This is a genomic window from Micromonospora sp. NPDC048830, from assembly GCF_043198215.1.
Classification (GTDB): Bacteria; Actinomycetota; Actinomycetes; order Mycobacteriales; family Micromonosporaceae; genus Micromonospora.
The window spans coordinates 10477-34577 of sequence record NZ_JBICUP010000058.1 but is presented as its reverse complement, the minus strand read 5'-3'; the positions used below and the strand labels follow the sequence as shown (position 1 = coordinate 34577).

Sequence of the window (24101 nt, the reverse complement as noted above, 5' to 3'; positions counted from 1 at the left end):
CCGGCATAGCTACAAAGCCACCATCGCGATCGACATCATCACAAACCATTGCGAAACACCCGCCGGACCTTAACCGAGCGGCGTTGCGACTAGACGTCGTCCTCAAGGGTTCGGCCCAAGGGTGTCAGGGAGCAGTAGGAGAACGGTCGGCCGAGGAGGCGGGGCGCACCGGACGATGGCAGATCCAGTCTCTGGTCTGGGCATCGGCCCGTCTCGGTGCGCCCCCGCACGTGTCGCCCGTTCAGTCGTTCTCGGGGAACCCCATGCTCAGCGAGCTACGCGTCGAGGTGACCCACCGTGAGGTGACCGCCTTCTGACGGGTGAAGAACGCGAACCCTTCCGGACCGTACGCGGGAGCATCACCGAGAAGTGAGTCCTTCCAGCCGCCGAAGGCGAAGTAGGAGACCGGTACGGGAACCGGGACGTTCACTCCGACCATGCCAACCTGAACCTCGCGTTCGAAGCGTCGGGCGGCGCGGCCGTCGTTGGTGAAGATGGCCGTCCCGTTACCGAACTGGCTGGAGTTGATGAGACGTAGCCCTTCGTCGAGGTCCTTCACGCGGACCACCGCGAGCACGGGGCCGAAGATCTCGTCCTCGTACGCCTTCGAGGTCGTCGGAACCCCGTCCAGGAGCGTGGGGCCGAGCCAGAAACCGTTCTCGTGGCCGTCCACCCGGCAGTGGCGGCCGTCCACCAGCACTGTGGCGCCGTCGCGTTCGGCGATGTCGATATAGCTGGCCACCCGGTCCCGGTGCTGGCGGGTGATCAGCGGGCCCATGTCCGGGTCGGTGCGGCCGTCGCCGACACGCAGCCTCGCGGCCCGCTCCTGGATCCGCGCGTTCAGCTCGTCGGCGATCGACTCCTCGGCAAGGACGACGGAGATGGCCATGCATCTTTCGCCCGCCGACCCGAATCCACCGGACACCGCCTGGTCCGCTGCGGCGTCGAGGTCGGCGTCGGCAAGCACGAGCATGTGGTTCTTCGCGCCACCGAAGGCCTGAACGCGTTTTCCGACCCGCGCTGCGGACTCGTAGATCGAACGCGCTACCGGCGTCGACCCGACGAAGGAGACCGCCTGTACGTCCGGATGGTGCAGCAGGGCTTCGACAGCGACGCGGTCGCCTTGGAGAACGTTGAACACCCCGTCGGGGAGCCCGGCGGCCTTCCAGAGCTCGGCCAGCCAGAGCGCCGCCGACGGCACCCGCTCACTCGGCTTGAGCACCACCGTGTTGCCGACGGCGATCGCGATGGGGGTGAACCACAGGGGCACCATCGCCGGGAAGTTGAACGGGCTGATCACGGCAACCACACCGAGTGGTTGCCGTACGGAATGCACATCGACGCCGGTGGACACGTTCTGTGCGTAACGTCCGCTGGTCAGGTGTGGGAACGCGGTCGCGAGGTCGACGACCTCAAGTCCGCGCTGCACCTCGGCCGCCGCGTCGGACACGGCCTTGCCGTGCTCACCGGTAATGATCCGCGCGAGTTCCTCCTTACGGCTGTTCAGCAGCTCGCGAAACCGGAAGACCACCGTCTGCCGTCTGGCGGCCGAGAGCTGAGACCATTCCTCGAAGGCGCGCCTGGCTGCCTCGACCGCGGCGGCGGTCTCGGTGGCGTCGGCCAGAACCACCTCTCTCGTGGCCGCTCCGAGCGCGGGATCGAAGACGGCCGCCCGGCGCGCGGTTTCGCTGATCACCCGACGTCCGTTGATCCAATGTCCGAGCGTCGGCTTGTTCGGGTCACTCACGTTCGATCCTCCAGTTCGGTTGGCAGGTTGAGTTACCGGCCCGACGTTCCGGCCGGCCGGCCCGCCTCGGGCGAGCGTGGGGTGTTCAGTGCGTGCCGGCCAGTCCCTCGACCAACCGGGCTGCGGACAGCGCTCGTTCCTCGTCCAGGGCCACGCACTGCATCCCGACCGGGAGTCCTCGCTCGTCTGTCCCGAAGGGAACGGTGACCGCGGCCAGTGGAGACCAGTTGACGGGCGCGCAGAAGCGGGTCAGTTGGCGGCTGGCACCGGTGAGTTCGGCGCGCGGACGCGAATCGTCGTCGACGGCGGTGCGCAACGGCGCGGTGGTCGGGACGGTCGGCAGCACGAGCGCGTCGCACACCGAGAAGGCCGCCATCAGACGCTCGGCCAGGTGCGTGAGGGTCTTCCACGCGGCCAGCAGGTCAGCCGCGGTGTGCTGCGCCGCCGCGTCGAGAACGGTCCTGAGGCCACGGCTGTAGAGTCCCCGTCCGGCCGGATACCAGCCGGCTGCGTGGTGGGCCTGGTAGGCATCGGCGAAGAGCGGGACCAGCCGGACGGGATACCATTCGTCGAAGGCCGGGACCTGGACCGTTACCGTCGACACCCGGCTGTGCCGCGCCAGGCTCTCGCCGAGGTGCTCGTAGGCGATGCCGACGGCGGACTCCACGTCGCCGAGGTCCGCCGGGGCCAGGACGCCGAGGCGGTCCACGTCGACGGCGGTCGTCGGCCGCCCCGACATGGCGGACCAGAGGGCGGACAGGTCCCGCACGTTCGCCGCCAGGGGACCGCACGAGTCGGCTATCGGCGACAGCGGGATCTGGCCGGCCATGTCGACCGAGTGGGTACGCGGCTTCAGGCCGGCGACGCCGCAGAGCGCTGCCGGGATCCTGATCGATCCGCCGGTGTCGGTGCCGAGTGCGCCCAGGACTTCCCCGGCGGCGACTGCGGCTGCGGACCCTCCGCTGGAACCGCCCGCGATGCGGGTGAGGTCGTGGGGATTCCGCGTCGTCGGCGTGACCGTTCCCATGGCCATCTCGTGGGTGTGCGTCTTGCCGATCAGGACCGCTCCGGCGGCACGCAGGGTACGTACCACCGTCGCGTCGTGATCCGCTGCCGGTGCGCCGCTGAACAGACGCGACCCTGCCCGCGTCGGCATTCCCGCCACATCGATGACGTCCTTGACGGCGAGGGGAATACCGAACAGCGGTGACCGGGGCTGGTATCCGGCGTCCAGCATGGCGTCGAGTTCGGCCGCTCGCGCCCTGGCCTGCGCGGCGTCGATGTGGGCGAACGCGTGGACGTGCCGCTCGATGTCCGCGCAACGGTTGAGCGAGGTCTCCACGAGTTCGGTCACTGTCACGGATCCCGCGCGCAGCCTCCGCGCCGACTCGACGATCCCCTGGTCGCTGTCCCCGGAACCGGGCGTGACGCATCCGGCCGCGGCGACCGGCACCGACCGTCGAGGCCCGGACGCTTCTCGAGGCGCTTGGACAGTAATCGGATTCAGCCTTTCCGTGTAAGGGTTTCCGGTGCTCAGACCTTCAGGGACTTCTCACCGGGGACCCAGTAGAGGATGCGGCGACGGACGAATCGGACGATCACGTTCAGCGTGATGCCGACCGCGCACAGGATCAGCAGGCAGGCGAAGACGGCGCCGGTGTTCATCCGGTACTGCGCCTGGAGGATGAGCACTCCGAGGCCCGCCTGGGCACCGACGAACTCCCCGACGATCGCGCCGAGGGTGGAGAAGACCACGGCCATCTCGAAGCCCGTAAAGATGCTGGGCAGGGCGCTGGGAAGCAACAGCTTGCGCCTGATCTGCCCCCGGGTGGCCCGGTGCACCTTGAACAGCGCGATGTGCTCGGCGCTCACACTTCTGATTCCCGACATCGTGCCGAGGAGCACCGGGAAGAACGCGAGCAGCGCGACCACGACGACCTTCGAGGTCAGCCCGAACCCGAACCAGATGACGAACAGGGGCGCGATGGCGACCTTGGGGATCGACTGGATGGCGACGATGTACGGGTAGATCATGCGGTTCAGGATGTCGACCTCGACCAGTACGACCCCGAGCACCAGGCCGAGCACGGTTCCGATCGCCAGCCCGCTGAACGCCTCGATGAGCGTGACCTGGGTGTGGTAGAGGAAGCTCCTCGTCGCGCCGGGATCGGTCAACGCCTGGAGGACTTCACCGAGCGGCGGAAAGATGAACGACGGGATGCCGAGTGCCCTGGGCACGTACTCCCAGGCCACGAGGAGCACCACCAGGAAGGCGAGCGGCGGAAGGTGCCGCCGGGACGCGATCCCACGGCTCTTGGCGGAACCCTGGGCGCGGGACGGTGTCATCACGCGGGTCGTAGTGGTGCTAGCCATTCTTTCGCTCCCCGTTGAAGTGCTGCCTGATCTTGTCGGCGGCCTCGCCGAACTTCGGGTCGGTGAGGATCTCCGGTCCTCGCTTGCGGCCGAACGGCACCTCGACGACGTCCACGATGCGTCCGGGGCGCGGGCTCATGACCACCACCCGCTGGGACAGGTACACCGCCTCCGAGATGCTGTGGGTGATCAGTAGGGCGGTCTTCCCGCTCTGCTCCCACACCGAGTTGAGCTGGACGTTCAACTGCTCCCTGGTGAGGGCGTCCAGCGCCCCGAACGGCTCGTCCAACAACAGCAGGGACGGGTCGTGCACCAGGGCACGGCAGATCGCCGCTCGCTGCTGCATTCCCCCGGAGAGTTCGTTGGGGTAGGAGTCCGCGAATTCGCTCAGCCCCACGAGCGCGAGCAACGAGTGGGCTCGCTCCCGGTGTGCCGGCGTCGGCTTCTCGTTGAGCTCGACGGGAAGCAGCACGTTCTCGATGATCCTGCGCCAGGGGAGCATCACCGATCCCTGGAACGCGATGCCGATGTCGTTGCGCGGGCCGGTGATGGGTGCTCCCCCCAACAGGGCATCGCCAGCGGTGCGCTCTTCCAGACCGGCAAGAATCTTCAGCAGCGTGGTCTTACCGCATCCGCTCGGTCCGACGACCGACACGAACTCGCCCTCGGCGATGTCCAGGTCGATCCCATCGAGCGCCACCGTGGCGCCCTTCTTCGTCTCGTACCGTTTACTCAGGTCGCGGATGGAGATGAGCGGCCGGGTCTGCGCACCTTCCCCGTTCGTCGCCAGGTGCTGTGCCGTCGTGCTCATGCTGCTACCCCCAGTTCGGAATAGATCTCGAGTGCGTTGTCCTTGAGCACCCGTTCGGCCAGCCACACGGCCCGCTCGCCCGCCCACAGGTTGTTCGACCGCCCGCGCTCAAGCGCCCTGGCGACGGCCCACCGTCCGTTGCGGACGGCGGCCACGTGCATCTCGGGCAGCCCGGTGTCGGTACCGAAAATGACCTTGTTCGCGGGCAGGAACTCGAGCCACTCGTTGAGTCGGCTCACAAGGTGCGTGCGGTGCAGGTACGGCATCCAGGAGAAGTCCAGGTAGACGTTGCCGTAGGTGTGCGCCATGATCGCGGTTTCGCTGCAGTAGGGGTAGCCGCCGTGGATCAGCACGAACGGGATCCCGAAAAACTCGGGTTGATCGAACACGGACTGGAGCAGCCGGGGGCGGGCCCCCGCGTAGGCCATGCCGGGCTCGCCGTGCCCCGACCCGACATGGATCTGTACGGGGAGCCGCCACGTCGCGATCTGGCGCAACACATGGAACGCGAGGTAGTCCTCGTAGACTGCCCGATCCTCGAACGAACCCGCGACGGCGCGGTTCCACGCGGACTCAGCCTCCCGGTAGCCGCGCGGCACGAACGCGAGGCTCCGCGTGTACGCAGAGGCGATCTTGAAACCGACGGCGCCGTTGGCGACGACGTACCTGATCGACGAGGTCAGGAACTCCAGGTAGGCCGCGAAGGACGTGGGAGCCTGGTCCAACCCGAGCTCGTTCAGTCGCGCCTGGAGATCGGCCCGGAACCGTGCGGTGAAGGATTCGACCTCCTCGCCGCGCTGCCCGGTTCGCCCGAGGGGAAACGGGTAGAGGTAACCGTCGATCCGCATCACCCACCGGTAGCGCGGTGAGTCGGCGAGTTCCTCGGGCATGGCTCGTACATCCGTCAGGACGACGGGACAGTCGACCAGATCGAGCGTCCGGTCGAAGAGCGCGCGGACGTCGCTCCGGGCGCGGGGCGAGCGGTAGTCGAAGCCGACCTGGGCGTCCAGGAACCTGTGCCCCTCGGCGAGGCTCTCCGCGAAGACCGTGGTCTCCCGATACCGGAGGGCGCGCTGGAGCAGGCCGCTGATCCCACAGGTCTCTTCGAGGTCCGCCAGTTCGGCCGCGTCCTGGCGGCGCTCGGCGTCGAGCCAGCGGGTGTACGCATCGGGACCGATCCGGGCCTCGACGTAACCGCGGGCGTACGCCTTCTCGTGACTGTCGGCGTCCCGAAGGCGGCCCCGGGAATCCTGGTAGGTGTCCATGCCGATATGACAGTGGTGGTCGACGACAGGGATTGCCGCCAGGTCATCGAGGATGGTCACGGGTTGGCCCCTTCGTGGGTCCGGATCATGGCTTCCACGTCTGCGCCTCTTTCGCGACGGTCTGTGCGTCGAAGTCGTTGTACTCCGGCACGAGATCGTTCGTGTAGAGCGGCGTGGGACTGAGCTTCTTCTTTACGATGCCGGCCGTCAGGGCAAAGTCCAGCCATGCCTGAACCGCCCCGTCGGGGTACCTCCCCCAGCTCGAGTTGGCCGCCGGATCACCGGCGGTCAGCCGCTCGAGTCGTGCGCGGAATGCCGTCAGATCGGTGTCGAGCTGCTCCTCGAGCGACTTGCCCGCCACCCGTGTCTCGGGATACTCCGAGTACATCACCTGAAGGGCGGCGGCCGGATTCTCCGACGCGAAGACCGTCGCCTTGGCCATCGCCCTGCCGAAGCTGGCCACGGTCTTGGACTCGTTCTTCAGGAAGTCCGGTGTCACGAAGAAGGTCGTGGAGAACAGCGGGTCGATCTTGTCGTGGCTGAAGAACCGCAGTTTCATGCCGGACTTCTCCATCGCGGCGTACTCGGTGTCCCACAGCGAGAGGGCGTCGACCTTCCCCGACTTCAGAGCCTGTAGTGCCGGCGCGCCGGTTCCGGTGGCCACGAAGTCGACGTCGTCGGCGCCGACCCCGCCGAGCTGGAGGATTCCCTCGGCGAGCAGTACGTTGCCACTGCCCAGACTGTCGGCGCCGATCGTGGCGCCGGCGAAGTCACCGAGGCCCCGGATCGGCGAGTCGGCGCGCACGGCGATGCTTCCGGTGGGCGCACGGAGATAGTTGTAGACCATCACCAGTTCTTCGCCGGACTTGCCGCGCTCGGCCAACTGGTAGATCGGTTCCGACGTGGAACTGCCGATGTCGATTTGGCCGGTCAGGGTGCTCTGCACGCTCTCCGCGCTACCGCCGGTCGTGACGAACCGGACGTCGAGGCCCTCGTCGGCGAAGTAACCCAGGCCCTGCGCGACCGCGATCGGGCTGTTGTTCGGCCCCATGATCGTGGGCACACCGACCGAGATCTGTTTGAGTCCCTCCGCCCCGTCGGACCTGCCGGAGCCATTCGGAGGATCGATGCAGCCGGCAAGCGACACGGTCAACAGCGGGCTGAGAAAAGCAGCGAACAAGGCTCGTCTTCGGTGCGTGATGGACATCCTGGCCACCCTTCGCTCGACTCTGAACTTCTGGCGTTTTCACGATGTGGGCAGTCTGTCTACATCGTGACGACAGCGACCCTAAAGCCGGGCCGGGCAGGTGTCAACAGCTTGATCAAGGGCCTGACCAGGCAGCGAACCGAGTCAGGGTGCGACGAGGCGGATGCGAAGGCGCCGAAGGCGGGCGCGGCCACCCGGCCACCTTCGCCGGGCCGGAGATGCGTGTTACGATGTGGGCACTCTGCCTACATCGCGCCAACAGTACTCGCGCCCTGGAGAAATTGCCCATGACTTCCATCAAGGTGCTCGACAAGGCGGTGGCGGTCCTGGACCATCTCGCCGACGCGGGGCAGGCCACGCCGGCGGAGATCTCCGCGGCGATCGACGAACCACGCGGAACGGTCTACCGCCTGATCCGCAACCTCGTGCAATACGGCTATCTCGAGCCGACCGCGGATGGAAGCTCCTACCATCTCGGCGGACGCCTCTTCGAGCTCGGCACAATCGTCGCGGCTCGCTTCGCGGACCTGCAGTCCAGCGCCAAGCCCGCGATGGAACGCCTGAGTCGCGAGACCGGACAGACGGTCTTTCTCACGGTACGACGGGGACTGCGAGCCGTGTGCCTCGAGCGACTCGACGGGCAACAGATCCAGGTGATGATCCTGCCTCGAGGGGGGTCCGTTCCGCTCCACGGCGGCTCAGGCGCGCGCGTCCTCCTCGCCTACGCGGACCCGCAGGTTCAGCAGGAATTCCTCGGCCAGCCGTCGCTCGACGTCTTCACGCCGTCGACCCCTACCGCCGACGCTCTGCGAGCCGAGCTCGTGAAGATCCGGGGCAACGGATACTGCGTCTCAGTCGATGACGTCGTGCCGGGGATCGCCGCCGTCGGAGCGCCCATATTCGATCAGAAGCACGAGTTCAGAGCCGCGATCTCGGTCGCCGGCCCCGTCCCGTCGGTCATCGACGACATGTCCGAGCGCACGCGGACCCTCGTGATCCAGGCGGCTACCGACGTATCCGGGGCTCTCGGTTGTCGCTCGTACGCGGAGGCGGTCCGGAAGGCCGCTTCACCGGCAGATCGCGACCAACGAGGGGAAGCCGGCATTCACGCCTTTGGGTGAGACGGTGTCGAGATCTTGCGTCACAACATGATCATCGACACCCTCTCGTCATGCCCAGACATCGACCCCTGACATCGGAACTACTCGTCTGGTCGAGCAGGTCGTGGAAGTCCTCCTTCGCCGCGTCGACCTTGTCCGACTCCGTGTCGACCAGTGACAGCAACTGGCTCAGGGCGTCCGCGAGCCGCTTGCGCGCCACGCCGTCCAGGGTGAGGTTGGCCAGGCTGGACTCCAGGCGGGTCAGCTCCTCCAGCACGCCGAGCGCGGTGGACGCCTGCTCGGGCAGCAGCTCGCCGCGCAGGTAGCCGACGAGTTCCCGCACGCTCGGGTAGTCGAAGACCACCGTCGCCGGCAGCGTGAGCCCGGTGACGGCCGCGAGGCGGTTGCGCAGCTCCACCCCGGTCAGCGAGTCGAATCCGAGCTCGGTCAGGCTCCGGGCGCCGTCCAGGTCGGCCGTCGACGAATGGCCGAGGACCCTGGCGACCTCGGCGAGCACGGTCTCGCGCAGCAGCCGGTCCTGATCGGCGGGAGCGAGCCCCGGCAGGGCCCTGGCCAGGTCCGTGCCCCCCGGCCGGGTGCCGCCGGCCGGCCCGGGCGCGCCGCCGGTTCCCGGGTCGACCGACGCGGTGGCCGGCCCCGCCGGGCCGGTGACGTCCCAGCCGGGGTCCGTGCCCAGCAGGCCGTGCAGCACGGCCGGCACCGACCGCCGGTCCTGCCCGCCGAGCAGGGCGCCGTCCACGTCGACGAGGACCGGCGTCGCCGCGTCCGAGTCCAGCGCCCGATCCAGCAGATCCAGTCCGCGCCGCGGCGGCAACGGCGTCAGCCCGATCCCGCGCATCCGGCGCAGGCCGGTGGCGCCGACCTGCTCGGCCATCCCGTCCGGCAGCTCCCACAGGCCCCACGCCAGCGACTGCGCCGGCAGTCCCTGGGCGCGCCGGTGCTGCGCGAGGGCGTCGAGGTAGGCGTTGGCGGCGGCGTAGCCCGACTGCCCGGGCGAACCGAGCAGGCCGGCGGCGGAGGAGAAGAGCACGAACGCGGCCAGGTCCGCGCCCCGGGTCTGCTCGTGCAACCGCCGGGCGCCGTCCGCCTTCGGCCGCAGCACCTCGGCCACCCGCTGCGGGGTCTGCGACTCGACGACCCCGTCGTCGAGCACGCCGGCGAGGTGCAGCACCGCGGTGAGCGGATGCTCGGCGGGGATGGATGCCAGCAGGTCGGCCAGGGCCGCCGGGTCGGCGATGTCGCAGCCGACGGCGCGCACCGACTCCGCGCCGAGCGCGGACAGCTCACCGACCAGGTCGGCGACACCGGGGGCGTCGGGCCCGCGCCGGGAGGTGAGCACCAGGTGCCGGCTCCTGCCCCGCTCGACCAGGTGCCGCGCCACGAGGCGGCCGAGGGCGCCGGTCGCGCCCGTGACGAGGACGGTCCCCTGCGGGTTCCACGGTCGCGGCCCGGCGCGGGTGACGGCCGCCGGATCGGCGGGGGTCCCGCTCTCCGGAGTGAGGCTGTCGGCGGGGTCCGGCCGGCGCAGCCGGGGCACGAGCAGCCCACCGGTCCGGACGGCGACCTGCGGCTCGCCAGCGGCGCCGGCCGCTCCGAGCGCCTGCCGCGACGCCGGGTCGTCGTCCAGGTCGACCAGCGCGAACCGGCCGGGGTGCTCGGACTGCGCCGACCGCAGCAGCCCCCACGCCGCCGCCTGAGCCAGGTCCCGGGGCCGGTCACCGACGGCCCACCGGGTCACCACCGCCAACCGGGCGGTGCCGTACCGGGGATCGGCCAGCCAGCGGTGTGCCAGGTCGAGCGCGGCGGCGACGACGGGTTGCGGGTCGTCGCCGCCCGGGGGCAGTTCGGTGAAGACGACGTCGGGAACGTCGTCGACGTCCGCCAACTCGTCGAGCCAGACGACCGGCTGGTCGGATCGGACCGGAGCCGTCGGCACCCAGCGCAGCTCGTACCCGCTGCCCGGCCCACCGGCGGACGGCCCGAGGGCGAGCCGGTCGGGGGTTATCGGCCGCAGCGCGACGTGCCGGACCGTGGCGACCGGCGTACCGGACGGGTCGGCGAGGACGACGTCGACACCGTCGCCGTCGCGGGTCAGCCGGACGCGCAGCGCCGTGGCGCCCCGGGCGTGCACCTGCAGGCCGGCCCAGGAGAACGGCAGCGCGATCCCGCGGTCTCCGCCGGCGTCGTCGAGCAGGCCGAGAGCGTGCAGCGCGGCGTCGAGCAGGCCGAGAGCGTGCAGCGCGGCGTCGAGCAGCGCCGGGTGCAGCAGGAACCGCTCGGTCGTACCGGCGGCTTCGGCGGGCAGCGTCACGTCGGCGAAGATCTCGTCGCCCCGCTGCCACGCCCGGCCGACGCCCTGGAACACCGGGCCGTAGTCGTAGCCGCCGGCGCGCAGCCGGTCGTAGAAGCCGTCCGTATCCAGCGGCGCCGCGCCCGGCGGCGGCCACAGCTTCAACCGGGTCGCGTCGCTGGTCCGCGCCGCGGCGACGGCTCCCGTCGCGTACGGGGTCCACGTCCCGGCGGGTGGGCGCGCGTGGATCGTCAGCGGGCGGGTCGGGTCGCCGTCCACCCCGGCGACGACCACCCGGGTCTCGACGACGCCGGTCTCGGGGAGCACCAGCGGCGCCTGCAGCAGGAGTTCCGCCACCTCGGGGCAGCCGGCGTGGTCTCCCGCGCGGGCCGCCAGCTCGGCCAGCAGCGCGCCCGGTACGACGACCGCCCCGCCCACGCGGTGCTGGGCGAGCCACGGCTGGGCGGCGATCGACAGCTCACCGGTCAGGGTGAGGCCGGCGTCGCCCGAGGCGTCCAGCGTCTCGACCGGCTCCCCGACCAGCGGCCGGGCCGACGGCGTCAGCCAGTACCGCCGGTGCTCGAACGGATAGGTGGGCAGTTCCACGGGCGGGACGTCCCCGCCGACCAGCGCCGCCCAGTCGACGTCCACGCCGCCGGCGAACAGGCGGGCCACCGCCTCCCGGGCGGAGTCCTGTTCGTCGCGCCCGGTGCGCAGCAGCGGCACGGCGAGCGTCGGGTCGCCCGTGTCGTCGGTGGCGTCCAGGTCGCCGACGCAGTCGAGCACCATGGCCGACAGCGCGCCGCCGGGCCCGACCTCCAGGAACCGTTTCACCCCCTGCTCACGTAGGCGGCGCACGCTCTGCGCGAACCGCACCGGTCGCCGCGCGTGCCGGCTCCAGTGCCCCGGCGTGATCATGTCCACCGGCAGGCCCGTCTCGTTGGCGACCAGTGGGATCTCCGGCGGCCGGTGGGTGAGGTCCGCCTCCAGCTTGGCGAGGTCCGCGAGGATCGGCTCCATCAGCGGAGAGTGGAACGCGTGGCTGACGCGCAGCCGGCTGGTCCTGCGGCCCTGTGCGGCGAACACGTCGGCGGCGGCCTGCACCGCGTCGTGCGGGCCGGCGACGACGACCGAGGTCGGGCCGCTGACGGCGGCGAGCCCGACCCGCGCGGCCGGGGCGGCGAGCAGCGGCTCGACCTCCTGCGGGGTGGCCTGGATCGCGACCATCGCGCCGCCGGGGGGGGCAGCGCCTGCATCAGCCGACCGCGGGTGGTGACGAGGCGGGCGGCGTCGTCCAGCGACAGCGCGCCGGTCACGTGGGCGGCGGTGATCTCCCCGATCGAGTGGCCGAGGACGAAGTCCGGCCGGACGCCCCAGTGTCGCAGCAGCCGGTACAGCGCCACCTCGACGGCGAACAGCGCCGGCTGGGTGTACCGGGTCTGCTCCAGCAGGTCCGCGTCGCCGTCGATGACCGCGCGGACGGGACGGTCCAGGTGCCGGTCCAGCGCGGCGCAGACCTCGTCCAGGGCGGCGGCGAACCGCGGTTCGGCCGCGGCGAGGTCGCGCCCCATGCCGGGTCGCTGCGCCCCCTGGCCGGGGAAGACCAGGGCCAGCCTGCCCTCGGCGGCCGTGCCGGTGATCACGGCCGGGGTGTCCTGCCCGGCGGCGAGCGCCGCGAGGGCGTCGCGGTGGAGCACCACGGCGCGCTGTGCGAACGGGGTACGTCTGGCCGCCGCGGCCGCCGCCGCGCGAATGGGCAGGTCGGGGTGGGCGCGCAGGTAGGCGTCGACGCGTCGGGCCTGCTCGCGCAGCGCGGGGACGGTCCGCGCGGACAGCACCAGCGGCGCCGGCCCGGCCTCCCGGTCGGGCGGCCCGGCGGGCTCGTCCCGCGGTGCCTCCTCGACGATCACGTGGGCGTTGGTGCCGCTGATCCCGAACGAGGAGACCGCCGCGCGGCGCGGCCGGGCAGCGGCGGGCCACGGTTGCTCCTCGGTGAGCAGCCGCAGCGGGCCGGCGGACCAGTCCACGTACGGGGTGGGTTCGTCGACGTGCAGCGTGCGGGGCAGCCGGTCGTGCCGCAGCGCCAGCACCAGCTTGATGACGCCGGCCACGCCGGCCGCCGCCTGGGTGTGTCCGATGTTCGACTTCACCGAGCCGAGCCAGAGCGGGCGTTGCCGGCCGGCGCCGTACGCGGCGGTCAGCTGACCACGGGTACCGGCAGGCCGCCGGCGACCGGCAGGACGATCACCTCGGTGGTGTAGTCGATCCGGTCGAGGATCAGGTCCTCGAACTCGATCGCGCTGCCGCCGGGGATCCGGTCGATCTCCCGGTCCACGATCCGCACCGCGCCCCACTTGTTGATGATCGCGAGGTCGCCGGTGTTCCACCACCTGCCGTTGCACTTCAGGTCGTGCCGGTCCTGCTCGCCGACGTAGGCGAGGCACCGGCCCGGCTGGTCGATCTCGATCAGGCCCACCTGACCGCGCGGGACCTCCTTGCCGGTCTCCGGGTCCACCGCGCGCATCTTGGCGTGGAACGGGATGGGCCAGCCGATCAGCTGCGTCGGCGGCGGCCGGTGCCCCTTGCGGCGCACCACGAAGCGGAAGAACGGCCGGATGCACAGCGCGCCGTTCTCGCTCTGGCTCCACGACTGGACCCAGATCGGGAACCGACGCTTGGTGGCGGCCATGAACGTGCGGATCGTCCGGGTGTGGATGGCGTCGAAGGAGTTGACGTACTCCCGCACGTTGCTGAACAGACCGGCGGGGTCGCGGGCCAGCGGCTCCCAGGCGAGGTAGATGTTCGGCAGCGCCTCCACCAGCGTCGGCTTGTGTTCGGCCAGCAGCTCGCGTACCCGGGGCGAGAGCGGGTCGGACAGGTAGAGCACCCGCGGGCCGACCGCGGCCATCGCCAGCTGCATCGTGGTGAGCCGTTCGTGCGTGTACGGGTCGCAGAACGCCACCGTGTCGCTGCGCCGGAGGCCGAACCGCGGCCACCGCTCGGTCTCCACGATCGCCATCGCGTAGATGGACTCGGCGGAGTGCATGACCAGCTTCGGGATGCCGGTGGTGCCGGAGGTGTGGGTGATGACCACCGGCTCCTTGAATTCCCGCATGTTCGGCTGGACCGGAGGCGCGTCCTTGAAGTCGTCCAGGTGCAGCACGTCCGGCCGGTCGGCGACCGCGTCGACGCTGATCGTCCGTACGGTCAGGTCCGCCACCACCTCCGGGGTGATGCCGCACTTGTCGAGGTGCTTCTGGTCGGTCAACAGGAACGGCCGCTCCAGCCGCTCCAGCATCGGAATCATCGCCTCGGGCCCGTACGAGCCGGAGAACATGCAGGGGATGGCGCCGATGCGGGCGATGGCGCACCCGAGGATGACGATGTCCAGGTGGTTCTGCTTGAGGATCGCCACCCGGTCCCACGGTCGCACGCCCGCCTTGTGCAGCCAGGCCGCGGCACGGTCGACGAGTTCCGCCCACTGGGTGTAGGTGCGGGCCTCGGCGCCGTCGGGGTCGATGTCCGGCGGGCGGTCGACGATCACCAGCTCGTCCGGCGCGGTCTTGGCCGCCACGTGCCAGGTCTCGCCCATCTTGGAGTGCTTCGGTACGCGCGAAAAGGGGCTCAGCCTACGGCGCCAGCGAGTGGGCGTGAACTCAACGAGAAACCGCGGAATGGGCCGCTGCGGCTCGACATCGTCGCCGGTGACCGTCGAATCGGCAGGTGAGGCCACGAGCACGTCCTCCTGTTGTCGGGTCGTGGGAGATCGGCAGACGACGAAAAGACCATCGGCCGTTCAATTGGCCGGTAACGATATCGACATTGTTCGGCGCAGACCAGATCTGGGCGGCTGGAAAACCACCCCGAACGCATCCGACCTCCGGACCGTCCGACCAGTGTGGACAAATCGGCGACCGGCCATAGTGCCCCGCCGGCGACCTGGCGGGACCGGGATTCCAGGTGCGCCCCGGAGGCCCCCGCACCCGCCGAGCCACGACACACCCGGCCGCTGGGACGCGTGTTCGACACGCCGTTCACCGCGTGACTCCGCCCGGCTGCGGAACGTAGGCTCGGCTGGCGTGGGTCCTCCCCCGCACCGGAGGCGCCGACTCCCGTCAGCACCCGTTCCCGGCGGCACGCCGGGCGATTCGTGCTGCACGGCAGCGGTCCCGCCCGGGTGCAGGTGCTCGGGTTCGACCCGCTGCACGAGGAGGTTGTGTGGACACGGACGATCGGCGTACTCCCGCTCAGCGACCGGGGCCGGCGCGGGTGGACTCGGTGTTACCCGAGCTGCGGGAGATGTTCTGGGAGACCGGAATGCGGGCGCGGGCGCAGGCGGGCCTGTTCGCGGTGTTCGCCGAGTTGCCCCGGCTGGTGTGGGCCGCGCTGCGGGTCAGCTGGCGCGCCGACCGGCTCCGCACGTCGGTGGTGGCCGCGACGACCGTGGGCGCGGGCGTGCTGTCCGCGTTCGGGCTGCTCGCGACCCAGCGGGTGCTGGTGGAACTGTTCGCCGGCGGGCCGACCGCGGACAGGGTCGTCGCGGCGCTGCCGGCACTGGCCGCGCTGGCCGCGGTCACCGCGCTGCGCGCCGGCATGGGCACCGCCATGGGGTACGCGCAGAACGGCCTGAGCCCCAAGGTGGACCGGGAGGTGGAGCGTCGCCTGTTCGAGGTGACCACGGCCGTGCGGCTGGAGGCGTTCGACGCCGACGCGTTCGCCGACGACATGGAACGCGCCTCCCGCGGCGCCGAGTCGACGACCTCGCTGGTCCAGTCGTCGGTGAACCTGCTCGCCGGCCTGGCGGGGCTGCTCGCCGTGGCCGTCGCCGTCGTGGTGATCCACCCGCTGCTGCTGGTGGCGCTGCTGGTGGCCACCGTACCGAACGCCTGGGCGGCGCTGCGGGCCGGGCACCTGCGGTACCAGACCTATGCGGCGGGCTCGGTGCGCCGCCGGCGAATGTGGCTGCTGCACCGACTGATGGCCGAACGCGACTCCGCTCCCGAGCTGCGCTCCTACGGGCTACGCCGGTTCCTCCTCGACCAGTACGACCGGGTCATGGGGGTGGAGACCGACATCCAGCTCGCGCTCGCCCGGCACGTCACCACGACCACCACGGTCGGGGCGATGATCGCCGGAGTCGCCACCGCCGTGGTCTACGTCCTGCTCGGGCTGCTGCTGATCGACGGGCAGATCCCCCTCGCCGCCGCCGCTACCTGCGTCGTCGCCGTGCAGTCCGCGCAACGGTCCCTGTCCGTCGTCACCTTCCAGGTCGACCGTGTCTACACCGAGGGCCAGCACTTCCGTGACTACACCGGGTTCATGGCCCGCGCCACCGCCTACCTGCCCGACCCGGCCGCCGACGCCACGGACGGCCTGGTCCCCGATCGGCTGCGTGAGGTGACCGTCGACGCCGTCAGCCTGCGCTACCCCGACCGCGACGTCCCAGCCGTCGACCAGGTGACGCTCACGATCGAAGCCGGGCAGACGGTGGCGTTCGTCGGGGAGAACGGCTCCGGCAAGTCGACCCTCGCCGCGATGATCGCCACCCTCAGGGCGCCCAGCGAGGGCAGCATCTGCTGGAACGGCCGGCCGCTGTCCGAGTGGGACGCCGACGCGCTGCGCGCCCGCATCGCGGTCGTCACGCAGGAGTACCACAAGTGGCCGTTCACCGCCGCGACGAACGTCGCCATCGGCGACGTCGACACCGAGCCCCGACAGGACCGGATCGAGGCCGCCGCCGCCCGCGCCGTCGCCCACGACATGATCACCGAACTGCCCCACGGGTACGAGACCCTGCTCGACCGCACCTTCGCCAACGGCCAGGATCTCTCCGGCGGGCAGTGGCAGCGCATCACCGCCGCCCGCGGGTTCCTCCGCGACGCCGAACTGCTGATCATGGACGAGCCGTCCTCCGCCCTCGACCCCCGCGCCGAGGACGCCCTCTTCCAGGCCATCCGCGACCGGCAGGGCCACGCCACCACGATCCTCATCACGCACCGCCTGGCCAACGTCCGTCACGCCGACCGGATCTACGTGCTGCACCACGGTCGCCTGGTCGAGGCCGGCAGCCACGACGACCTCATGGCGACCGGCGGCCGCTACGCCGAGCTGTTCACCCTCCAGGCGGCCGGCTACGACGCCACCCCGGCCACCACCGGGCCGCTCCCCCGCCAGACGACATCCGCCTGAAGCCGGCCACCGGACACGGGTTCGGCAAGGCTCGACTCGGCCGCGACCAGGGGCGAATTCGGTCACGACCCACAACCGAAACGGGTCCCGGGCCACTCCTGGTGTTCCGGGGGGGCCGGGTTGTGGAGCGAACGAGAGTACGTCACCCAGCAGCCGATACCTCCGTCCGGCTCCGACGACCGCACCATACAGATTGGGACAGGCAAAACCCCCACACCAGCATCGTGCTCGCCGGGCACCAAAACTACGTCAACGGCCTGGCCTGGGCACCCGACGAACGCAGCCTGGCCAGCTGCTCAGCCGACTGGACCATCCGCATCTGGGACCCGGCCGACAACAGCACCACGGCGCGCGTCCTCACGGGCCACGACCGGCGAGTACGCGCCGTCGCCTACTCACCCGACGGCGTGGCTGGAGTCGCCAAAACCCCTGAAACTAGACATTCTCGGACGTGACTGCGATCTACTTCTACAACGACTCGATTCGGCCGAAGACAGACTTCGATGGGAATTCGCCGGGCGGCTATTGTCTCGATGGAATTTGTGGCTGTAACATCCCAGGTGTCTGACCTGCCAACGTCAACGAACCCCACCAGGGGGAGTTGCCGCCTGCCCGGTTGTCGCTACCCGGGCACTGTCGAGAAAAGGAGACTCGCAGCAAGTGGTCTTCAGGCACGAGAGTCAGACACCCGCACTGCGACGGCTGAGTCCGCCCCACGACGCGGTCTACACGACCACAGTGGGTCAGCGCCAGATGCGGGCCGCACAGCGCCTGCCCCTCGAGGGGCCCAGATCGCTCATCACCTCCCGTGTGCCCGGGGGAATGGCAAATACCCACTGCCATGGGCGTCAAGCTAGCCATCGGGAACGCAGAGGCGTGGGCCATCGACGGGGGCGGATCATTTCAGGTGACCCAACAGAAATTGGCGACCTGTGTGGCCGAACGCGTTCCCATCAAAGTTGCACTGATCAACAATGACAGTTTTGGTATGGTGTGGCAACGGTAGGCCTTGTTCTACGACGGCAGGCACTCGCACTCGACCCTTGACCGTGAGGGCATCACGCCCCAATTTCGTACATCTTGCCGGGCACACGGGTGGGCCGGAATCCGTTGCCTCCGGCCCGAGGACATCGACTCGGTAATCCGGCAGGCCCAACAGATCAGCGACCGGCCGGTTGTCATCGAGTCCGTGGTCCCGGCCGACGACATGGTCTGGACTATGGTGCCGCCCGGCGCGAGCAACGATGAGATCAATTAGCCAAGTTCATTTCGGCGATCTGGAACCGCGATCAAGTAATCCGTTGATTTGAATGAGCGAACATGCGGCGTGGCGCAGCTTCTCGAAAGTCTGCGGCATGCCGCCGCGAACAGCGGGAGCCGCTGGCTGAACCATAGGACGAGCAGCCGGTTCGATTGGAGTTGAAGGAGTTGCAGGTGTCCAAGATGATGAGCGGGCTGGCCCTCGTGGGTCACAACGAGGTGGCCTTGGTGAAGCGCTCGATTCCCGAGCCTGGGCCAAGGGATGCGGTCGTGCGGACGACGGCGTCGATGATGTGCCCCACAGACGTGCACACCACCGCTGGGGCGATGGCAGTTCCGCTAGGGCGGATCCTCGGCCATGAGAGCGTGGGCATCATCCATCGCGTCGGCACCGCTGTGGAACGCTTCCGTGAGGGAGAAAGAGTTGCCTCAAGTGCCGTCACCCCGTGCGGCCGATGCGACTTCTGTCAGCGGGGTACCAACCAATGCGGGGGCGGCCTGGGCGGCTACAAATACACCGCGCAACAGGACGGAACGCTCGCCGAGTATTTCGTCGTGCCGGACGCCGACCACAACCTGGCCCGGATCCCGGCGGAAATCAGCGACGAGGAGGCGTTGTACGCGACGGACTCGCTGAACACGGGCCTGGCCGCTGCCGAACAGGCGGCAATCCCACTCGGCGGCACCGTTGCGGTTTTCGCCCAGGGAGCGGTGGGTCTGGCCGCTACCATGGGTGCCCGGCTGCTGGGCGCGGGCATGATCATCACCACCGCGACCCGGCCCCTCAACAGCCGTCTTTCCGCGCGGTTCGGCAGTGACCTGGTCATCAACCCTCGCCACGAGGACCCGATCAACAGAATCCGTGAGGTCGTCGGCGAGCTCGGGGTCGACGTGGCTATCGAGGCTCTAGGCACCCACGAGACCTTTGAACAGTGCGTTCGTGCAACCAAGGCGTCAGGAACTGTCGTAAACGCCGGTTACCACGGGCAGCACAGCACCGCTCCGCTACCCGTGCCGCTAGTGGCCTTCGGATACGGCATGGGCGGCAAGGTAATCCGCGGAATCCTGTGTCCCGGTGGCGGGGAACGGCTCGCCCGGCTGTTCCGGCTGATGGCGAACAAGCGGATCGACCCGACGCCCATGACCACCCATCGCTTCGACTTCGGTGACGCGGTCAAGGCATTCAACACCATGGCTACGCGTGCTGACGGAATTATTAAGCCGCTCATCGCCTACTGAGGAGATAGATGTGCTGCCTACTGCAGGAATCATCGGACACGGCTACTCGGTCCCCGACGGGGTTCGGCGCAACGACGATCCCGCTTTCGCGTCGCTCAACCAACAACGCAACAGCCAAGGGGTCATCGAGGCTGCCGTTTTCCGCGGACTCGACCGGCGCCGCGTCCTCGCCAAGGGCGAACCAATCGAGGAACACGTGGTCCGCGCCGCCAATTCTGCCATGGAACGGGCGAATTTGACCCCTGGCGAGATCGATCGCCTCTACGGATACGTGACGGCCTCCCAGTACGCCACACCCAACAGCTTGTACCAGGTCCACCATCTACTCCGACTTCCCCCCGAGGTTATGGTGGTCCCGATCAACAGTGAGTACAGCAACTTCCTGCTCGGTTTGGTTCATGCTGCGGAGGCGGTCGCTGCCGGGGCTGCAGGAAACTCACTGGTGGCCTGCGGTGCAAACTGGAGCGGCCACATGAACTTCACGAAGGGCCACTCCTTCAGCATCGGTGACGCCGCTGGCGCCGCAGTCGTCGGCCCATCAGATCGATTCGTTATCACTGATCATATTACTTGCACCCTCAGCAGCCAATATCACGGTCTGACCATGACCACGCGCACGATGGATCTCAACGGGCTCACCGTAATGCCAGTCGATCCAGTCACCAATTTGCCGATTCAGACGTACGATATGACCCAGACTGGAATCGAAGACCTCGCGGGCGTCGTTAAAGATTCGGTCGCCACCATTGTGCAGAGCCTCTTGGAACGCAATAACGTCAACCCGAGCGATCTCACGTTGATGACTCATCAGGGTTCCCGCCTCCTCATGGACCACTGGCAGGAGCGCATCCGACCCAAGGCCTATTTGGACACATTGGCGGAACATGGCAACATGACCGTCGCCACCTACCCAGTCAATCTGTCCTACTTTTTTGAGGAGATCGACACGGCGTACACCGTCATTGTGGCGGTGGGCTGCGGACTCCACGTGACCGCGGTGTTGCTGCGAAACTAACGATCTTGGATCGCTGACTTGATCCTCAAGTGCCACGAGCACGGCGAGGGGTCGATGTAAGACGTTGTGGCTCTTCGGCGTCGCCTTTCGAGGCGTGATGCCAAACCGCCTCATGCCGCGTTGGTCGACACAGACGAACGGGTGCGCGACGGCGCCGAGAGCTGCGAAATCACCGGCCTGGTCGGCGACGACGGCTGCCCGGCCAGGACCCGGTTCATCGTCCGCCGAGAACGCCCGCACCCCGGTGCGCACCTAACCCTGTTCGACACCATCGAAGGCTGGCGTCACCAGGTCATGGCCACCGACACCCCGACAGGACAGGGGTCGATCCAGCACCTGGAGGCCCGCCACGGCCAGCACGCTCAGCTGGACCTTCACGTCGCCGTCGGCGACCCCGGTGCGGATCACGGCACCGCGTCGACCACGGCGACCAGCCCGTTGCCGACGAAGTCGACGTCGTCGGGAATCCGCCCCTCGATCAACGCGAACCGGTTGCCCGACACCCGTACCGACCGGCATCGGTCCCAGCTCACGCAAGGCCGCCACCCCGCCGGATCCGCCTCCGCGGCGCGCGGTGCCCGGAGGGCCCGGCCGCCCCGCAACGGGCCGCCAACGGAACGCGGATCCGCCTCGTCCGGCGCGCCCAGTCGCCCCAACCGCGCGGCGGGCCCGGACGGGGTCCGGCCCACGAGCAGGGGCACACCAGCCGCGACGGACACCGCGAGCTCCGCCAGGACCGCTTCAGAGACGTCGACCATCGCCTACCCCGCTTCGTGATCGCTCGGACCGGACCGCGAGGCTACCGAACCGGTGGGACAGAACACCGCGAACGCAGTGCCCGGCCCGGGGCGCCTTGGGAACGGGCGCCCCGGGCCGGGCACTGCTGTCTGGCAGCTACCTACCAGCGGCGGGTGCTGTCAGGCCAGGCGTCGTACGGCTGGGCCGAGAGGATCGGGTCCCAGCCGCCGCTGGCCGTCCCGCTGGGCACGTACGCCGTCAGGTCGGTGCCGGTGGTGTTGAACGGGCTGTTGTCCAGGTGGCCCGTCACCACGCCCGCGCTGTCCCGCCGGTAGTAGAGGCCGCCGCCGGGCGAGAAGAGCGAGGTCACCCCGCCCCAGCCGCTGGTGGCCGGGTCGAAGCGGCTCCAGCCGCCGGTGTCGGGGACGGTGTACAGGACGAGCCTGTTGTCGCTGGTCGTGGCGAGCAGCCGGCCCTTGCCGGCCGCCGCCAGCGACAGCACGCCGAAGCCGCTCGCGATGACCTCCGTCCGGTTGGGCAGATCGGTGGAGGGGACCGCCAGCTTGGTCTTGGTCACCGTGTACCGGAGCAGCTTGCTGCCCGCCTGACCGAACAGGTAGCCGAACCCGTCGTAGACCAGCCGGTCGTGGCTCCATCCGGTGCCGATGGAGGCGGTGCGGGTGAAGGTGAGCGGCTGGGTGCCGGTGATGTCGACCCGGTAGAGGTTGCCGTCCGTGTCGTTGACGAGCAGGGTGTCCGAGTTCAGGGTGGCCAGGGCCTTCGGCGTGATGCCGAGGGTCTGCTCCGACACCGTGCTGACCACCTTCGCGCCGGTCACCGGGTCGATCGCGGTGTAGGAGAGCCGGCCATTGTTCAGCCCGAAGACGGAGACCAGGCCGTTCCACGGCCGCGCCGACAGCAGCAACTGGTTCCAGCCGCTGCTGCTCACCGGGCTGGTGGGGAAGGACTGGATGTCGCTGCCGCTACCGTCGTACGGGTTGAGGTCGCGGTAGCGGTCCAGCCGGCCGGTCGAGCTGCGGGCGTAGTAGAAGCCACCGCCGGGCGAGACCACGTGCGTGAAGCCGCCCCAACCCGTCGTGGCCAGCGCCGCGACCGTCCAGCCTCCCGCGCCGTCACCGTAGGCCTTGTACGACAGCAGCCGCCCGTCGGCGTGGTTGCCGAGGATCCGCCCCGGGCCGGGCGACGTGAGGGTCTTCTGTCCGAAGCCACCGGTGGCGATGGTGGTCGGCCGGCTGAGGTGGGTCGCGTCGGTGGGCCTTTCGGTGGTCAGCGTCCGCCGGCGCAGCTCGTTGGTGCCGCTGACGATGCCGTAGAGCGAGCCGTACCCGTCGTAGGTGAGCCGGTCGTAGCTCGACCAGCCGGTCATGACCGAGCTGGCGGTGAAGGTCAGCGGGTCGAAGCCGGTGACGTCCACCCGGTACATGGTGCCACCCGTGTCGGTGACCAGGATGGTGTTCTCGTTCAGCGTGGCCATCGCCTTCGGGGCGAAGCCGAGGGCGGCGGCCGACGTGCGGTTGGCGCGCAGCACGCCGGTGGCCGAGTCGATGGCGCTGTAGGTGAGTCGGCCGTCGGAGAGCACGCCGAAGATCTCCACGTCGGCGGTCTGCTCGCCGATCCACGCGCCCAGGTCGTCCAGCCTGGTGGCGGTGGCGCCGTCGCGGGTCTCCGTCTCGGCCAGGCAGCCCTTCTGCCAGGAGGTGCTGTTGATCGCGACCAGCTCGGGCGTACCCGCGATGTCGCGGAACGCCGGTCCACCGGCGTCGCCCTTGCAGATGGTCGCGCCGGCCGAGGCGCCGACGAGGCCGACGCTACGACGACCTGCTCGCCGTCGAAGGCGACCAGGTCTGGCTGTACCCCGGCACCAGCACCGGCGGCACGCTCGGCGCCCGGGTGCAGCCCGTCGGCCGGATTCCCGTCCTGCAGCCGCACGGCCTGCTGGAGGCGGTCACCGGCGAGTTCAACCGCGACCAGTACGCCGACCTGATCGGCATCGAGAAGGGCACCGGGCGCCTGTGGCTCTACCCCGGCACCGGCGCCGGCACCTGGGGGCCACGGAAGGTGGTCGGCAGCGGCTGGAACGGGTACCGCGATCTCACCGTGGACCGGTTCAACGCCGACGCCTACGACGACCTGCTGGCCATCGAGCTGAGCACGGGCAGCCTCTGGCTCTACCCCGGCACGGCGACCGGCACCAACTGGGGCAGTCGCGGCACGAACCCGGTCGGACACAACTGGCTGGGCCTGGAGCGGCTGACCGCCGGCCGGTTCAACGGTGACGCGTTCGACGACGTGGTGGCCGTGGAGAGGAGCACCGGGAAGCTGCGCCTGTACCCGGGCAACGGCAACAGCGGCTGGGGTACGAGCACGATCATCGACGCCTCGGACTGGAACGCGCTCGGCGCGGTGGCACGTGGCCGGTTCGACCGGGACGACTACGACGACCTGATCGCCGTGGAGAAGTCCACCGGCAAGGTGTGGCTCTACCCGGGCGTCGCCGGCGGCGGCTCGTTCGGCAGCCGGGTGGAGATCTTCGGCGGCGGCTGGACCGGGCGCAACGAGCTGGCCGCGGTCCGATTCGACCAAAACGACTACGACGACCTCGTCGCGGGCGACGCGGCGACGGGACACGTCTGGGTGTACCCGGGCACCAGGAGCGGCGGCCCGGCCTGGGGCGACCCCACGGAGTTCGGCCCGATCTCCTGATCATCCGGCCCGGGTGAGACGTGGGGGGGGGGGGGGGGGCCCGGCCCCCCCCCCCCCCCCCCCCCCCAGCGCGGGGGGGGGCCGCGCGCCCCCCCCCCCCCCCGCCCCGCCCCGGGGGCCAC

At 69.7% G+C, this 24101-nt stretch carries 15 protein-coding genes and 4 pseudogenes; 8 read left to right on the top strand and 11 right to left on the bottom strand.

The genetic code is table 11. The features are described 5' to 3' along the window. Window positions 1–241: 241 nt before the first annotated feature. The 6 genes from ACGFIZ_RS30570 to ACGFIZ_RS30545 form a co-directional block, all read right to left on the bottom strand. The gene (locus tag ACGFIZ_RS30570; RefSeq protein ID WP_393425582.1) at window positions 242–1747 is read right to left on the bottom strand and encodes a CoA-acylating methylmalonate-semialdehyde dehydrogenase; all 1506 of its coding nucleotides are present in this window, start codon (window positions 1745–1747) and stop codon (window positions 242–244) included. An 85-nt stretch (window positions 1748–1832) separates the two neighbouring features. Next, window positions 1833–3101, bottom strand: coding sequence for an amidase (locus tag ACGFIZ_RS30565; RefSeq protein ID WP_393425579.1), 1269 nt, complete (start codon window positions 3099–3101; stop codon window positions 1833–1835). Between the two features lie 179 nt (window positions 3102–3280). Then, entirely contained in the window at window positions 3281–4120 is an 840-nt protein-coding gene (locus ACGFIZ_RS30560) for an ABC transporter permease (RefSeq protein WP_393425577.1), read from the bottom strand. Continuing rightward, the gene (locus tag ACGFIZ_RS30555; protein WP_393425574.1) at window positions 4113–4931 is read right to left on the bottom strand and encodes an ABC transporter ATP-binding protein; all 819 of its coding nucleotides are present in this window, start codon (window positions 4929–4931) and stop codon (window positions 4113–4115) included. Before ACGFIZ_RS30555 ends, ACGFIZ_RS30560 begins: the two co-directional genes overlap by 8 nt. Beyond that, window positions 4928–6256, bottom strand: coding sequence for a hypothetical protein (locus tag ACGFIZ_RS30550; RefSeq protein WP_393425572.1), 1329 nt, complete (start codon window positions 6254–6256; stop codon window positions 4928–4930). The genes ACGFIZ_RS30555 and ACGFIZ_RS30550 overlap by 4 nt, the downstream gene beginning before the upstream one ends. A 25-nt stretch (window positions 6257–6281) precedes the next feature. Then, window positions 6282–7403, bottom strand: coding sequence for an ABC transporter substrate-binding protein (locus tag ACGFIZ_RS30545; RefSeq protein WP_393425569.1), 1122 nt, complete (start codon window positions 7401–7403; stop codon window positions 6282–6284). Between the two features lie 287 nt (window positions 7404–7690). Here ACGFIZ_RS30545 and ACGFIZ_RS30540 point away from each other — a divergent pair, with 287 nt between their 5' ends. Continuing rightward, complete coding sequence (locus ACGFIZ_RS30540) at window positions 7691–8524, top strand: IclR family transcriptional regulator (RefSeq protein WP_393425566.1); 834 nt, start codon at window positions 7691–7693, stop codon at window positions 8522–8524. A 31-nt stretch (window positions 8525–8555) separates the two neighbouring features. On the opposite strand, the gene ACGFIZ_RS30535 is transcribed toward ACGFIZ_RS30540, so the two are convergent. From ACGFIZ_RS30535 to ACGFIZ_RS30525, 3 genes and pseudogenes are all read right to left on the bottom strand, one after another. After that, a complete protein-coding gene (locus ACGFIZ_RS30535) occupies window positions 8556–12041 on the bottom strand; it encodes an SDR family NAD(P)-dependent oxidoreductase (RefSeq protein ID WP_393425563.1) in 3486 nt (1161 codons plus the stop codon). Between the two features lie 26 nt (window positions 12042–12067). After that, window positions 12068–12964: pseudogene (locus tag ACGFIZ_RS30530) on the bottom strand (acyltransferase domain-containing protein); the annotation flags it as partial. Window positions 12965–13011: 47 nt separating this feature from the next. Beyond that, window positions 13012–14406, bottom strand: coding sequence for an AMP-binding protein (locus tag ACGFIZ_RS30525; RefSeq protein WP_393425560.1), 1395 nt, complete (start codon window positions 14404–14406; stop codon window positions 13012–13014). 626 nt (window positions 14407–15032) lie between these two features. On the opposite strand from ACGFIZ_RS30525, the gene ACGFIZ_RS30520 reads away from it, so the two are divergent. The 6 genes and pseudogenes from ACGFIZ_RS30520 to ACGFIZ_RS30495 all read left to right on the top strand — a co-directional run. Then, entirely contained in the window at window positions 15033–17003 is a 1971-nt protein-coding gene (locus ACGFIZ_RS30520; protein WP_393425557.1) for an ABC transporter ATP-binding protein, read from the top strand. A gap of 142 nt (window positions 17004–17145) precedes the next feature. Beyond that, a pseudogene (locus ACGFIZ_RS30515) lies at window positions 17146–17410 on the top strand (WD40 repeat domain-containing protein); the annotation flags it as partial. A 401-nt stretch (window positions 17411–17811) separates the two neighbouring features. Continuing rightward, the gene (locus ACGFIZ_RS30510) at window positions 17812–18009 is read left to right on the top strand and encodes a thiamine pyrophosphate-dependent enzyme (RefSeq protein ID WP_393425554.1); all 198 of its coding nucleotides are present in this window, start codon (window positions 17812–17814) and stop codon (window positions 18007–18009) included. A gap of 437 nt (window positions 18010–18446) precedes the next feature. Next, complete coding sequence (locus tag ACGFIZ_RS30505) at window positions 18447–19502, top strand: alcohol dehydrogenase catalytic domain-containing protein (RefSeq protein WP_393425585.1); 1056 nt, start codon at window positions 18447–18449, stop codon at window positions 19500–19502. Beyond that, complete coding sequence (locus ACGFIZ_RS30500) at window positions 19465–20517, top strand: 3-oxoacyl-[acyl-carrier-protein] synthase III C-terminal domain-containing protein (RefSeq protein ID WP_393425551.1); 1053 nt, start codon at window positions 19465–19467, stop codon at window positions 20515–20517. The genes ACGFIZ_RS30505 and ACGFIZ_RS30500 overlap by 38 nt, the downstream gene beginning before the upstream one ends. Before the next feature lie 123 nt (window positions 20518–20640). Continuing rightward, window positions 20641–20907 (top strand): annotated as a pseudogene (locus ACGFIZ_RS30495) (IS1380 family transposase); the annotation flags it as partial. A 14-nt stretch (window positions 20908–20921) separates the two neighbouring features. Here ACGFIZ_RS30495 and ACGFIZ_RS30490 read toward each other — a convergent pair. Together ACGFIZ_RS30490 and ACGFIZ_RS30485 are read right to left on the bottom strand one after the other, a co-directional pair. Then, a complete protein-coding gene (locus ACGFIZ_RS30490) occupies window positions 20922–21050 on the bottom strand; it encodes a hypothetical protein (protein WP_393425588.1) in 129 nt (42 codons plus the stop codon). Between the two features lie 365 nt (window positions 21051–21415). Then, window positions 21416–23086 (bottom strand): annotated as a pseudogene (locus tag ACGFIZ_RS30485) (tachylectin-related carbohydrate-binding protein); the annotation flags it as partial. A gap of 80 nt (window positions 23087–23166) precedes the next feature. Here ACGFIZ_RS30485 and ACGFIZ_RS30480 point away from each other — a divergent pair. Further along, window positions 23167–23979: an FG-GAP repeat domain-containing protein gene (locus tag ACGFIZ_RS30480; RefSeq protein WP_393425548.1), complete on the top strand. Its 813-nt coding sequence runs from the start codon at window positions 23167–23169 to the stop codon at window positions 23977–23979. The last annotated feature ends 122 nt before the right edge of the window (window positions 23980–24101 follow it).